Consider the following 14,080-nt stretch of genomic DNA (forward strand, 5'->3'; position numbering starts at 1 on the left):
GTTATCTGCCTCTGGATTCGCTGAACAGAATCACATCGCACTTAGCGGCCTTCGTGTCCCGCCGGCTGAGCCGGCTGGGACTTCGGCCTGCGATGAAAGAGGACCTGCATGTCCGGACTGTCGACCCGTGAAGCCCTCCGGGACTCTGCTCGTACTGCTGCTGAATCACTCGAGGACGCCGCCCGCTGGGCGCGCGGCTGGCTGGCCGTGTCGGCGGCGCTGCTGCTCGCGCAGGCCGCGCTGCCCGCGGCGCAGGTGGTGTTCCTCGAGCGACTGGTCGACAGTCTGTCGGCCGGCCAGCCGTCGTGGGGGCCGTTGCTGGGCCTGACGGCGGTGGTCGGCGCGATGTACCCGCTCGGGCAAATCGGGCTGGCGGCGACACAGCGCATGGCTCTGCGGCTCCGGCTGCGGTACCGCGTGGATCTCGCGCACGCAGCCGCTCGGCTGGCGCCGAGCCGGTTGGCCCGGGCCGATGTGACGACGGACCTGGAAGCCAGCCAGGCGGCCACCGCCGTGATGGACGTGGTGGCGGGCAGGACCTTGCAGGTGCTCGGGGCCGGTGTGACCTCGGTGGTGCTGTGCGCCGTGGTGTGGGAGATCAACCCGGTGTCCGGTCTTCTGGTTCTCGCCGCGCTGGTGCCGACCGTGCTCGCGTTCACCGGTATCTCACGGATGGAGGCCCGCGGGTGGCCGCTGGTCGCCACTGCCGACCGGCGGGCGGCGTACGCGACCGAGCAACTCGTCCAGCAACGCCCAGGGACCGAACTGGCGGTGCTGGGCACGGGCGGGAAAGTCGCGGAGTTGATCGCCGGGCGACGGACCGAGGCGACCAAGGTTCTGGACCGGATGATCGGCTCGGCGATGCTGTGGGAGTTCGCGGCGGCTCTGGCGACCGCTGCGCTCTTCGGCGGAGCGCTGGTCGCACTCGTGCGGGGTGGAGCATCAGGAGCCGGCACCGCGGCCGCGGTGGCCGGCACGATCTCCGGCCTGAACGCGATCCGCCTGTGTGGGTACGCGTTCGGCACGATCATCACGGCGTCCCCGCAGGCGCGGATCTACCGGCGGTTCGTCGCCTCGGTCCCGCCGGCCGCACCGCAGCTCGTGGTCCGCGACGTCGGATCGCTCGAGCTCGACAGCGTGAGCTTCACCTATCCCGGCGCCGATCGGCCGGCGCTGCGCGACGTCTCGATCCGGGCGGAGCGCGGCGAGATGATCGCGCTGGTCGGCGTCAACGGCGCCGGGAAGACGACCGCGGTCAACACGCTCGTCGGGATGCTGACGCCGTCCACCGGCCGCGTGCTGCTCGACGGCCGCGACGCCGCCGCCCTGACCGAGCCGGAGCGGCTCGGCCACTTCGGCCTGCTGGTGCAGGAGTTCGGCAAGTTCGAGTTCGGCCTGCGGGACATCGTCGCGCTCGGTGCGCCGGGCCCGGTCACCGACGACGCCGTACGACGTGCGCTGGAGTCGGCCGAGGCGCAGACCTTCACCGGACGGATGCCGGACGGCCTCGGCACCCAGCTCGGTCAGCAGTGGGGCGGAACGGGAGTCTCCGGCGGCCAGTGGCAGCGCCTCGCGCTGGCCCGGATCTACCTGCGCGGCGCCGGCGTCTGGATCCTCGACGAACCGACCTCGGCGATCGACGCCGAGGCGGAGCGGGAGATCTTCTCCGAACTGCGCCGGACCCGGCACGAGCGGATCACCGTCGTGGTGTCGCACCGGGCCTGGACGCTGCGGGAGCTGGACCGGATCTACGTGCTCGACGAGGGCGTCGTGGTCCAGGAGGGCCGGTACGACGAACTGCTCGCAGCGGACGGCGGACGGTTCGCGGAGATGTTTCGGGACCAGATGAAAAAGTGAGCTGTCATCTGATGACTTCGGGTCGGTGGGCGGGCTATGGTCGAGGCGGAGGCCTGTGAAGTGGCCGGGTGCTCTGAGGTCTTCACTGACCGTGTCTCCGAGTAACTTCCTTGTTACGTCAGCCGTTTTTGTTGCTGACAACGTTGACATGCGCAGTAACGACCAGCCAACATGGCGACCACATTCCGCCCGCCCTAGCGGCCCTCCGCCGAGGAAGTTGGTTCGACCGTGCGACGTACGACTGGTGTTGTGGGGGTCACGCTGGGGCTCGCCCTGGTGCTCGGCGCCTGCGGTGACGGCAACAGCGGCAGTGGGGACGGCGGCGCGGGAGGTGGCGCGAAGAGTGCGGTGATCGCGATCGCCGCCGACCCGCTGGAGTACATCAACCCGCTGAACGAGAACGGCAGCCCCGGGATCCAGATCGCGCAGGCGATGTTCGCGCCACTGGTGGCGACCGATCCGGGCACGGGCAAGACGGTCAACGTGCTGGCCGACTCGGTCACACCGGACAAGACCAGCCAGACCTGGACGATCAAGCTGAAGCCGGGCAACACGTTCCAGAACGGCCAGAAGCTGACCGCCAAGGACTACGTCGACAGCTGGAACCTGACCGCCCAGGGCTCGACCGCGTGGAAGAACAACGGGTTCTTCTCCAAGGTCGAGGGCTACGAGGCGCTGAACCCGCCGACGCCGGACGGCGCCACGCCGAAGCCGACCTCGGTCAAGGCGCTCAGCGGCCTGAAGCAGCTCGACGACCTGACCTTCTCGGTGAAGCTCAAGGTGCCGTTCTCCCAGTTCGGCCTGACCCTGCAGTACCTCGGCCTGGCGCCGCTGCCGGAGGAGGTCCGCAAGGACCCCGACGCGTACAAGCGCAAGCCGATCGGCAACGGCCCGTTCAAGCTGGACGGCACCTGGAACCCCGGCGACGACATCAAGCTGGTCAAGTGGGACGGCTACAAGGGCCCGAACGCCCCCGAGGCCGACGCGCTCACCTACCGCTTCATCTCGAACGCCGACACGGCGTACAACGAGTTCCTGGCCGGCACGGTCGACTTCGTCGACGTCCCGTCCACCAAGATCCAGTCGTTCAAGACCGACGCGCCCGATCAGTGGGTGACCTCGGAGAGCTCGGGGGCGAACTACCTGACCCTGCCGGCCTGGGACGCCCGGTACAAGAATCCCAAGCTGCGGCACGCGTTCTCGATGGCGATCGACCGCAAGTCGCTGTCGAACCTGGTCGGCCTGGCCACTCCGGCCAGTGGCCTGATCGCGCCGGACATCAGCGGGTACCGCGAGAACGCCTGCAAGTACTGTGATTTCGACGCGGCCAAAGCCAAGACCCTGCTCCAAGAGGCCGGCGGGTTCTCCGGCGCGGTGAACATCAGCTACAGCACCACCTCGGCCACCGGGCAGGTCTTCGCCGAGGCGATCGGCAACATGCTGCGCCAGAACCTCGGGCTGGAGGTCAAGTACACCGGCAAGCAGGGATCCGAGATCACCGAACTCGCGGACACCCGCAAGCTCGACGGCCTGCGGTTCTCCGGGTGGGGTCACGACTACCCGTCGATCGAGGACTACCTGACGCCGATGTTCAAGTCCTCCGGCGACGCGAACTTCTCCGGCTACACCAACCCCGCGCTCGACCAGATCCTGGCCAAGGGCGACGCCGAGCCGGACCAGGACAAGGCGATCAAGCTGTACCAGCAGGCCGAGGACATCGCCCTCGAGGACATGCCGCTGATTCCCTTGTACGCCAAGCAGAACGCCTACCTGCACTCGGCCAAGATCGAGCCCCGGGTGTCGAAGTACACCGGAGTCCAGGCGCTCTACTCGACGTTCCAATGATCCGGTTCGTACTCCGTCGCATGCTGGCGGCCGTCCCGATCGGTCTGATCGTCACGCTGGGGGTCTTCGCGCTCGTCTTCGCGATGCCCGGAGACCCCCTGCGGGAACTGGCCGGTGACAAACCCATCCCGGCCGCGGTTCTGGCCGCGAAGCGTGCGCAGTTCCACCTCGACCAGCCGTTCATCGTCCAGTACCTGCTGTCGATGAAGGACATCCTGACCGGCAACTTCGGTACGACGTTCGCCGGCGGCGACATCGCCGCCCAGCTGAAGCTGCGGATCCCGGTGACCCTGAAGCTGACGCTGCTGGCGAACGCCTTCCAGTGGACGCTCGGTCTGCTGTTCGGCATCTACGCGGGGTTCCGGCGCAACGGACTGGTCGACCGCTCGCTGCTGCTGATCACCCTGGTTCTGCTGGCGGTGCCGGGGCTGGTGGCCTACTTCGCCGCACAGTTCCTGTTCGGCGTGCAGCTGAAGTGGTTCCCGGTCTCCGGTGTGCTGGAGGGTTTCCCTCGCTCGTACCTGCTGCCGGCGCTGGTGATCGGCCTGCTCGGATTCGCCGGGCTGGCGCGGCTGATGCGCACGTCGATCGTCGAGACGGTCAACGCGGACTTCGTCAAGACCGCCCGGGCCAAGGGGCTGGGGGAGCAGCGCGTGCTGTGGCGGCACATCCTGCCCAACGCTCTGCTGCCGGTCGTCACCTTCATCGGGCTCGACCTGGCGGGCATGTTCGGCGGCGCGATCATCACCGAGTCGATCTTCAACCTGCCGGGGCTCGGTCAGTTCATGTTCCAGGCGATCAAGCTGAAGGAAGGTGGTGTCGTGGTGCTGCTGTCGACCCTGGCGTTCGTCTCCTACATCGTGATCAACCTCGCCGTCGACATCCTGTACGGCATCCTCGACCCGCGGGTGCGCAATGTCTGAGGTGCAAGCGGTCGTCGGTGCGGAGACGCAGGACCTCGGTGACGGCCGGACCCTGTCGAACCGGGAGCTGCTACGGGCTCTGCTGCGCAAACCGCAGTTCGTACTGTGCTCCCTGATCCTGCTGGTGTTCTTCACGATGGCGGCACTCCCGCGGTTGTTCACGTCGGTGGACCCACGCTTGTGTGAACTGGCCAAGAGCCGCCAGCCACGGACCGGCGGCCATCCGTTCGGGTTCGACATCCAGGGCTGCGACTACTTCGCCAACGTCGTCTACGGCGCGCGCCCGTCGGTGCTGGTCAGCATCGTCGCGAGTCTCGGGGTCTTCCTGCTGGCCGGGACGTTCGGTCTGCTCGCCGGCTACTTCCCCGGATTCATCGACGGTCTGATCTCCCGCACCGCCGACGTGCTGTTCGCTGTCCCCGGTCTGGTGCTGCTGATCGTCATCCTGAACTCGGTGCCGAACCGGAGCATCTGGATCATCGTCGGCGTCATCCTGCTGATCGGCTGGCCGGGCGGCATGCGGCTGATGCGCTCGACGGTGTTCTCCGTGCGCAACCGGGAGTACGTGCTGGCCGCGCGTTCGGTCGGCGTACCACCGCTGCGGATTCTGCGCCGGCACGTGTTCCCGAACGCCATGGCACCGCTGCTGGCGATGACCACGCTCGGCATCGGCGGCATGGTCGGGCTCGAGGCGGCCTTGACCTTCCTCGGGGTGGGACTGCAGCCACCGTCGATCTCCTGGGGATCGCAGTTCGGTGTCGCGGCCTCCTACCGCGACACCCCGCACCTGTTCATCTGGCCGGCGCTGTTCATCTCGACGATGACGATCTCGTTCATGATCATCGGCGACTCGATCCGCGACGCCCTCGACCCGAAGTTGATGCGATGAAGAGCACGGGCGAAGTGCTGTTGCAGGTGGAGGATCTGAGTGTCGAGTTCGACACTCCGCAGGGGACCGTGCGGGCGGTCGACGGGGTGTCGTGGGAGGTGCATGCGGGGGAGACGCTCGCGATCCTGGGGGAGTCGGGGTCGGGGAAGTCGGTCTCGACGCAGGCACTGACCGGGATCCTGGAGATGCCGCCGGGGCGGATCGTGTCCGGTACGGCGAAGTACCGCGGTGAGGACCTGATCGCGATGTCGGTGAAGGAGCGCCGCAGGATCGTCGGCGACCGGATCACGATGGTCTTCCAGGACTCGCTGTCCGCGCTCAACCCGGTGCAGTCGGTCGGCCGGCAGATCGCCGAGTGCTACCGGGTGCACCGCGGGATGTCCAGGAGCGACGCGATGAAGCAGGCCGCGCGGATGCTCGACCAGGTGCGGATCCCGGCCGCGGCCAAGCGGGTCAACGACTACCCGCACGAGTTCTCCGGCGGCATGCGGCAGCGTGTGATGCTCGCGATGGCGCTCGCGCTCGACCCCGACGTGCTGATCGCGGACGAGCCGACGACGGCGCTCGACGTCACCGTGCAGGCGCAGATCCTGGAGCTGATCGCGGAGCTGCAGGCCGAGCGCGACATGGGCGTCGTCCTGATCACCCACGACCTCGGCGTGGTCGCGGACGTCGCCGACAACGTCGTGGTGATGTACGCCGGCCACGTGGTCGAGCGGGCCGCGACGGCCGCCGCGCTCGAGCAGCCGATGCACCCGTACACCGAGGGACTGCTCGGCTCGATGCCGTCGGCGGACCTCAAGGGCCAAGAGTTGCCGACGATTCCCGGTACGCCGCCGTCGCTGCGCGCGATCCCGTCCGGCTGCGCGTTCCGGACGCGATGCAAAATCGCGATCGACGAGTGCTCGCACGAGGTCCCACCGCTGCTGACCGTCGCGCCCGGCCGCGACGCGGCCTGCATCCGCCGTACTGTGTTGAAGGAGGCCGTCGGATGAGCGACGAGTTGCTCGTAGCAACGAATCTGGTGAAGCACTACGACATCAGTCCGGCGTTGTCCTTCGGGACCAAGACGCTGGTCCGGGCGGTCGACGGTGTGGATCTCGTACTGCGCAAGGGCGAGTCGCTCGGCATCGTCGGCGAGTCCGGCTGCGGCAAGTCGACGCTGGTCCGGCTGCTGGCCGCCCTGGAGAAACCGACCGAGGGTGAACTCCGGTACGACGGAGTCGACGTCGCCGGGCTGAAGGGCCGCGCGCTGCGGCGCTGGCGACGCAACGTCCAGGTCGTCTTCCAGGACCCGTACTCGAGCCTGAACCCGCGGATGCGCGTCGGCGAGATCGTCGCCGAGCCGCTTGAGGTCCACCCTGACGTCTCCAAGGGCCTGGACATCCGCAAACGGGTCCGCGAACTGCTGGAGCTGGTCGGTCTGCGGGCCGAGGACGAGACGAAGTTCCCGCACCAGTTCTCCGGGGGCCAGCGGCAACGGATCGGGATCGCGCGCGCGATCGCGCTCAACCCCGACGTACTGCTCTGCGACGAACCCGTGTCGGCGCTCGACCTTTCCGTCCAGGCGCAAGTGGTCAACCTGCTGATGCGGCTGCAGCGTGAGCTCGGGCTGAGCATCATCTTCGTGGCGCACGACCTGTCGGTGGTCCGGCACGTGTCCGACCGGGTGGCCGTGATGTACCTCGGCAAGGTCGCCGAGCTGGGGCAGCACCACGAGGTGTACGACGTACCGGCGCACCCTTACACACAAGCGCTTCTGTCGGCCGAGCCCGGTCTGGCCCGGGCCGGTGGACGCCGGCGGATCGTGCTCGCCGGCGACCCGCCGTCGCCGGTGTCGCCGCCGTCCGGGTGCCGGTTCCACACGCGGTGCCTGCAGGCCGAGGCGAAGTGCTCGGTCGACGTACCGGAGTTGCGGGTGATCGAGTCGAGTCAGCACGTGGCGTGCCACTTCGCCGAAAAAGCGCAGGCGAGTTTCGCCGCGGGCGTGGCATCCTGACCGCGTGCGAGTGCTGATCGAGCCGCGACCGCGGGACGACCTGGGGCTGGTGCTGCTGCTCGACCTGGCGCTGAAGGAGCTCTTCACCCGCTACCCGGCGAGTACGTCGCACCCGGTCGATCCCGCCACGTCCTTCTTGGTTGCCGACCACAAGGGTGACGCGGTCGGCTGCATCGGTCTGCTGCCGGTGGTCGCCGGGGTCGGCGAGATCAAACGCATGTACGTCCGCCCCGACCAGCGCGGCCAGGGCATCGCCCGCTGGCTGCTCGGCTCGGCCGAGGCCCTGGCCCGGCACCGCGGCGCGAGCTCGCTCCGGCTCGCCACCGGGAGCCGTCAGCCCGAGGCGATCCGCTTGTACGAGTCGCTGAACTACCGGCCGGCCCCGGCGTACGGGAAGTACGTCCACGAGCCCACGGCTCTGTGTTACGCCAAGTCGCTGAACTGACGCGCGACGGCCAATGAGATCCTTGGCCGGACGACTGGTGTGGAAAGGGTGCGGATGATCAAGGTCGGGGTTTTGGGGGCCAAGGGCAAGATGGGCGCCGAGACGTGTCTGGCGGTCGAGGGCGCGGACGGGCTGGAGCTGGTGGCCCGGCTTGATCAGGGGGACGAGCTGGAGGAGCTGGCGAAGGCCGGTGCTCAGGTGGTCGTCGACTTCACCCGGCCCGAGGTCGTGATGGACAACCTGGCCTGGTGCATCGCCAACGGCATCAACGCGGTGGTCGGGACGACCGGGTTCGACGAGGAGCGGCTGGCGACGCTGCGCGGGCAGCTGGAGAAGAGCCCCGGGACCGGCGTGCTGATCGCCGCGAACTTCTCGATCGGCGCGGTGCTGATGATGCAGTTCGCCGCGCAGGCGGCCAAGTACTACGAGTCGGTCGAGATCGTCGAGCTGCACCACCCGGACAAGGTCGACGCGCCGTCGGGCACCGCCCGCCGTACGGCGGAACTGATCGCCGCGGCCCGCCGCGAGGCCGGGTCCGGCGCGATCCCGGACGCCACCACGACCGGGCTCGACGGCGCCCGCGGCGCCGAGGTCGAGGGGATCCACGTGCACGGGATCCGGCTGCGCGGCCTGGTCGCGCACCAGGAGGTCCTGCTCGGGAACGTCGGCGAGAACCTGACGATCCGGCACGACTCGATCCACCGGGAGTCGTTCATGGCCGGCGTGCTGCTCGGCGTCCGGCGGATCGTCGACACCCCGGGGCTGACGATCGGCCTCGAGCACTTCCTCGAGCTCGACTGAGTCGTCGGGTGATGACAACACCTCGTTGGACGGTGGGGCCTGGCGCCTCGGCCGGCGGAGCGGTCGCCCGATGACCGCCAAGCGGGTCGTGGTCGTGATCGCGGTCGTCTTCGTCGCGTACGCCGTGCTGCTCGGCTGGCGCGGCGTGCTGCTGATCGGCACCGGCGACCCCATCGCGGTCGGCCTGGGGATCGCCGTGCTGGTGATCCCGCTGGTCGGGCTGTACCTGGTCTGGCGGGAGCTGCAGTTCGGTCGTCGTACGGAGGCGCTGGCCCAGGAGCTCGACCTCGAAGGCGGCCTCCCGGTCGACGACCTCCCGCGCCGCCCGTCCGGCCGGATCGAGCGCTCGGCCGCGGACGCCGCGTTCGCGCAGTACCAGTCCGAGGTCGAGGCCGCACCGGCCGATTGGCGCACGTGGTTCCGGCTGTCGACGGCGTACGACGCGGCGGGAGACCGCCGCAGAGCCCGCGCCGCCATGCGCACGGCCATCGCTCATTATGACCACACGTGACCGGAGCACCCGCCGAGCCGGAGGCGAGGCCAAAAGCACAGAACAAGCAGGTGTTTGAACTGGCTGGTACCTGGGAGTTGGCTGGGAACTGGCTGTAGTGGGCGACAACCCACCCGCGATGCGGCTATTTTCAGGGGGTGCGCGGTAACCGCCGCGTACGGGTCGGAGACTGGGTGGAGCCGTCCTGTGCCGTCTGACGGGTCTCGCCGCGGCTCGGACGACGTTCGCACCACGGGTTTCGGTGATCTGTTGCGCCGGCACCGGCGAGAGGCCGGGCTGTCGCAGGAGGGGCTGGCGGAGCTCGCGGGGGTGAGTGTCGACGCGATCGCGGCCCTCGAAAGAGGTCGTCGCCGGGCGCCCAGGCCGCACACGCTGAGGTTGCTCGGGGACGCTCTCCAGCTCGGCGCGCCCGATCGGGCCCAGCTCGCAGCGGCGGCCCGACGCGACGGCGACAGCCCGCGCTCGACGCTGCGGCCCCCGCCGGTCCCGGCGAACCAGCTGATCGGCCGTTCCACCGAGCTGACCGAGACCGGCCGTCTGGTAGGCGAGCGGGTGACCCGGCTGCTCACGCTGAGTGGGCCGGGCGGTGTCGGCAAGACCCAGCTCGCGCTCGCGCTGGCCGGTGGGATCGGGCACAAGTTCGAGGACGGCGTGTGCTGGGTGCCGCTGGCGCCGATCGCCGATCCGGCCGCGGTCGCCCCGACCGTCGCGACCGCGACCGGGCTGCACCCGCTCGACGGCGCGCGCCTGGTCGACGAGATCGCCGAGCTGGTCGGGCGGCGCAAGATCCTGCTCGTCCTGGACAACTGCGAGCACGTCGTCGCCGACGCGGCGCAGGTCTGCGGCGTCCTGCTGGAGTCCTGCCCGAACCTGTCGATCCTCGCGACCAGTCGCGAGCTGCTCCGGGTTCCCGGCGAGAGCGTGTACGTCGTACCGCCGCTGGCCCTGCCGGAGCTGGAGCAGCAGCCCGACGCGTCGCCGGCCGTCCGGTTGTTCGTCGACCGGGCCACGGCCCGCGGCAACGCACCGCGGGAGCAGATCGAGCAGGTGGCGAGGGTGGTCCGCCGGCTGGAGGGCATGCCGCTCGCGATCGAGCTGGCCGCGGCCCGGACCAACGTGCTGACCGTCGAGGAGCTGGCGACCGAGCTGGAGACGTCGTTCGGCATCCTGGCCGGCGGTGCCAGTACGGCGGGACCGCGGCAGCAGTCGCTGGAGGGTGCGATCGGCTGGAGCTACGAGCTGCTGACCGCGCCGGAGCGCGAACTGTTCGCCGAGCTGTCGGTCTTCGTCGGCGGCTGGACGCTCAACGCGGCCGCCGCCGTTCTGACCGGTACGACGACGCCCGGTCCGCGGGAGCGCGCCGAGACGCTCGACCTGATCAGTCGCCTGGTCGACAAGTCGCTGATCCGGGTCAGCCGCGACGGCGGGATCGGGCGGTACGACATGCTCGCGGTGATCCGCGAGTACGCCGCCGACCGGCTCGCGGCGAGCGGGCGGGCCGAGGAGGTCGCGCGCAACCACGCGACGTTCTACCTCAGCCTGGCCGAGGAGGCCGAGACCAACCTGCGCGGCGCGAACCAGGGCGCCTGGCTCGACCGTCTCGAAGGCGAGCTGGACAACCTGCGCGCCGCGATGAGCTGGTCGCTGCGGACGGAGTCGAGCGCCGAGGCGATCCGGCTGGCCGGCGGGCTCTGGCTGTTCTGCTACCTGCGCGGTCACTACGCCGAAGGCGGCGGCTGGCTGGAACGCGCGCTCGCCCTGGTCGACGGCGAGCCCGAGCTGCAGGCCGCGAAGGCGAAAGCAGAGCTCGGCGCGGGCATGCTGGCCTTCCTCCAGTGCGAGTACGACGTCGCGACCGCGCGCCTGGAGTCGTCGCTCGCGCAGTACAAGAAGCTCGACGACACCGCCGGTACGGCGCTGGTGATGCAGCGGCTCGGCGGGGTCGCGCGCGAGCGGGGCGACTACCTGACCGCCGAGAACCTGCACTGCCAGAGCTACGACCTGTTCGAGAGTCTCGGCGATCGTGCCGGGATGGCGTGGGCGCACAACCAGCTCGGCTTCGTCGCCTGGCTGCGCGGCGACCTCGAGATCGCGGCCCGGCGCTGCAAGCGGGCGCGGGACAGCTTCCGGACGGTCGGCGACGGCGAAGGGCTGGCCTGGTCGCTGATCAGCCTCGGCACGATCGCGCAGTACGGCGGCAAGCTGGTCGAGGCCGAGGAACTGCTGCAGGAGAGCCTGGCGCTGTCGCAACGACTCGGCTATCGCGAGGGCGTCGCCTGGTCGCTCAACCAGCTCGGCATCGTGGAACGGCGGCGCGGCCTGACCGAGCGGGCGGTTCATCTGCTCGACGAGAGCCTGGCCGAGCATCGCGACCTGGGGGACCGCTGGCGGTCGGCGAGTGTGCTGGAGGAGCTGGCAACAGTCGCGCAGGAGCGGAAGCGCACGGAGTACGCCGCGTTCCTGCTCGGCGCGGCCGACGGGATCCGTGAGGTGATCGGAGCGCCGATCCCGGAGATCGAGAAGGCCGACCGCGCGGCCACCCGGCGCGCGATCGAGGAGACGCTCGACCGGCGAGCGTTCCGCGCGGCCTGGGCCGCGGGCCGGGCGACCCCGCTGTCGGCGGTCGCCGACGGCTACCCAGGCCCATCAGCAGCCCCGGACCGCTCGACCCGGCTCTAGCCTGTCGTCGATCCGCACCTCGCCAGTTTCTCTCAAGTAGTTCCACCCGACGGGATTTTGTTCCAGCGACTCGGCAAACGCTTGCCAAGCTTCTGTGGATGACCTCAGACTGTGCCTCCTGATCCGCCCATCAGGAAGGTGTTCGATGACGAGACAGTTCAGCCGGCGCAGCGTGCTCGGCGCCGGAGGCGCCATCGTCGGGGGAGTGGCGCTGGGAACCCGCAGCGCCGAGGCGACCGGCCTCTGGCAGTCCGACCTGGTCCGGTACGACGCGCGCTACCGCCTGGTCTACCGCGAGGACGGCGAAGGCAACCGCATCCCCGACTTCAGCCATGCCGGCTACCACCACGGCGACCGCCCGATCCCGCACGTCCGGACCGTCAAGACCGTGCGACCGGTCGAGGGTGACAACACCGCCCACCTCCAGGCTGCCCTGGACGAGGTCGGCGCCCTGCCGCTCGCGCGCCGCGGCGCCGTACTGCTTGCTCCAGGCAATTATCCGGTGGCCGGCACGCTCCGGGTGAACCGGTCCGGGGTGGTGCTGCGCGGTTCTGGTGACGGCGCCGACCCGCGCCGGGACACGATCATCCAGGCGACCGGCAACACGCCGGTGGCGCGCGACGTCGTCGTACTGGGTGGTGGAGGACCGGCGGGTGGTTGGCGCGGTGAGGTGCCCGGGACGCGGACCGACATCACCTCGGACTGGGTGAAGGTCGGGGCGCGCTCGTTCGAGGTCGCCGACGCGAGCGGGCTGCGGCGCGGCGACAACATCGTCATGATCCATCCGTGCACCGAGGCCTGGCTGGCCGCGGTCGACCACGGCGGGACGGCGACCGACGCGGGCTGGACCGTCGACAGCCAGCCGATCACCTACAACCGCCGGATCACCGGGATCCGCGGGACCACGGTCACTGTCGACGTGCCGGTGTTCGAGCACCTGCGGCGCGATCGCGCGCAGTCGTACCTGTACGTCTGGGACCGGGCCGGGCTGGTGACCGAGGTCGGCGTGGAGAAGCTGCGGATCGACATCCAGTTCGCGGGTGATCCGGATGTCGACGAGGCGCACGCGTGGGTCGCGGTCAAGGTCCGGCAGGTCGAGGACGCCTGGGTGCGGGACAGCACGTTCCTGCACTTCGCGAAGGCCGGCGTCGAGACCACCGAGGCGACGCGGGTGACCGTGCGGGACTGCAGCGCGCTCGATCCGGCGTCGGTCGTGACCGGCGGGCTGCGCTACAACTTCAACTGCGAGGCGTTCTCGCAGCAGGTGCTGTTCGTGGACTGTCACGCGACGAAGGCGCGGCACGCGTTCATCTCGAACGGCGCGAGCAGCGCGTCGGGGATCGTGTTCCTGCGCGGTACGTCGGTCGGTGCGCTCGCGTCGAGCGAGGGGCACCGGCGGTGGAGCCAGGGGCTGCTGTGGGACAACTTCGTCGACCGCGAGCCGAAGGTCGACCTGGTGCTCGGGATCTACAACCGCGGCGACTACGGGACCGGTCACGGATGGGCGACGTCGCACTCGGTGGGCTGGAACTGCGATACCGGGGCCGCGCAACTCGTCGTACAGAAACCGCCGACGGCGCAGAACTACGCGATCGGGTGCCGGGGTGTGATCACCGGGGACGGGCCGTTCGAGCAGCCCGCCGGATACATCGAGGGAGCGAACCGGCCGGGGTTGTTCCCGCGGTCGCTCTACCAGGCGCAGTACCTGGACCGGCAGCGCTGAGGTGTGACAGCCGGATCCCGGCTGGTGCGTCCACCAGGGCGCACCACCCGGGCCGGTGGATCGGAGACGACCGCCCCGCCGTCTCCGACACCTGGCCTCGCGAGGCACCACGACCTGGGGGATCGAAGGTACCCCGCGAGGGACTCGCAACACGGGACGGACGCCGCACGTACGAAGCCCGGCCGGCTGTGGTTCTCTGTCTGACCCCCCAGGCAGTCCCCCCACCCTCACAGCCGGCCGAAGCCACGTCGGCGGTGTCCCCCTCCGGTCGAGCCCTCCCGGTCGGCCTTCGGGTTTCCCGCGTTGACTCAAGGTTGTCGCGGTCACGCTGCGTCGCACAGGGACGCAACCCTGACATCGCCCTGACAAAGCGGTTCTGACAACGAAAGCCCGGTCCGGATTTCGCGG

11 protein-coding genes are annotated in these 14,080 nt (G+C 69.7%); all 11 read left to right on the plus strand.

Features of this window, described 5'->3' with window-relative positions; all coding sequences use genetic code 11:
* Positions 1 to 108 precede the first annotated feature (108 nt).
* The 11 genes from HDA39_RS05575 to HDA39_RS05625 all read left to right on the plus strand — a co-directional run bounded on the left by HDA39_RS05575 (position 109) and on the right by HDA39_RS05625 (position 13,672).
* Positions 109 to 1,857, plus strand: coding sequence for an ATP-binding cassette domain-containing protein (locus tag HDA39_RS05575; RefSeq protein ID WP_184794164.1), 1,749 nt, complete (start codon positions 109 to 111; stop codon positions 1,855 to 1,857).
* Between the two features lie 249 nt (positions 1,858 to 2,106).
* The gene (locus HDA39_RS05580) at positions 2,107 to 3,702 is read left to right on the plus strand and encodes a peptide ABC transporter substrate-binding protein (protein WP_337925638.1); all 1,596 of its coding nucleotides are present in this window, start codon (positions 2,107 to 2,109) and stop codon (positions 3,700 to 3,702) included.
* Between the two features lie 20 nt (positions 3,703 to 3,722).
* Positions 3,723 to 4,625, plus strand: coding sequence for an ABC transporter permease (locus HDA39_RS05585; RefSeq protein WP_238355982.1), 903 nt, complete (start codon positions 3,723 to 3,725; stop codon positions 4,623 to 4,625).
* Positions 4,618 to 5,514, plus strand: coding sequence for an ABC transporter permease (locus HDA39_RS05590; RefSeq protein WP_184794167.1), 897 nt, complete (start codon positions 4,618 to 4,620; stop codon positions 5,512 to 5,514). The genes HDA39_RS05585 and HDA39_RS05590 overlap by 8 nt, the downstream gene beginning before the upstream one ends.
* Entirely contained in the window at positions 5,511 to 6,509 is a 999-nt protein-coding gene (locus tag HDA39_RS05595; RefSeq protein WP_184794168.1) for an ABC transporter ATP-binding protein, read from the plus strand. The genes HDA39_RS05590 and HDA39_RS05595 overlap by 4 nt, the downstream gene beginning before the upstream one ends.
* Positions 6,506 to 7,513, plus strand: a complete 1,008-nt coding sequence (locus HDA39_RS05600; protein WP_184794169.1) for an ABC transporter ATP-binding protein — start codon at positions 6,506 to 6,508, stop codon at positions 7,511 to 7,513. Before HDA39_RS05595 ends, HDA39_RS05600 begins: the two co-directional genes overlap by 4 nt.
* Before the next feature lie 4 nt (positions 7,514 to 7,517).
* The gene (locus tag HDA39_RS05605; RefSeq protein WP_184794170.1) at positions 7,518 to 7,958 is read left to right on the plus strand and encodes a GNAT family N-acetyltransferase; all 441 of its coding nucleotides are present in this window, start codon (positions 7,518 to 7,520) and stop codon (positions 7,956 to 7,958) included.
* A gap of 54 nt (positions 7,959 to 8,012) precedes the next feature.
* Positions 8,013 to 8,759 (plus strand): 4-hydroxy-tetrahydrodipicolinate reductase, encoded by a 747-nt coding sequence (dapB, locus tag HDA39_RS05610; protein WP_202892884.1) that lies wholly within the window; start codon positions 8,013 to 8,015, stop codon positions 8,757 to 8,759.
* Positions 8,760 to 8,829: 70 nt separating this feature from the next.
* A complete protein-coding gene (locus HDA39_RS05615; protein ID WP_184794172.1) occupies positions 8,830 to 9,270 on the plus strand; it encodes a hypothetical protein in 441 nt (146 codons plus the stop codon).
* Positions 9,271 to 9,456: 186 nt separating this feature from the next.
* Positions 9,457 to 11,949: a tetratricopeptide repeat protein gene (locus HDA39_RS05620; RefSeq protein ID WP_184794173.1), complete on the plus strand. Its 2,493-nt coding sequence runs from the start codon at positions 9,457 to 9,459 to the stop codon at positions 11,947 to 11,949.
* A gap of 145 nt (positions 11,950 to 12,094) precedes the next feature.
* Positions 12,095 to 13,672 (plus strand): pectate lyase family protein, encoded by a 1,578-nt coding sequence (locus tag HDA39_RS05625; protein ID WP_184794174.1) that lies wholly within the window; start codon positions 12,095 to 12,097, stop codon positions 13,670 to 13,672.
* The last annotated feature ends 408 nt before the right edge of the window (positions 13,673 to 14,080 follow it).

Origin of the sequence: Kribbella italica, assembly GCF_014205135.1 — a bacterium.
GTDB classification, from domain to species: Bacteria; Actinomycetota; Actinomycetes; order Propionibacteriales; family Kribbellaceae; genus Kribbella; species Kribbella italica.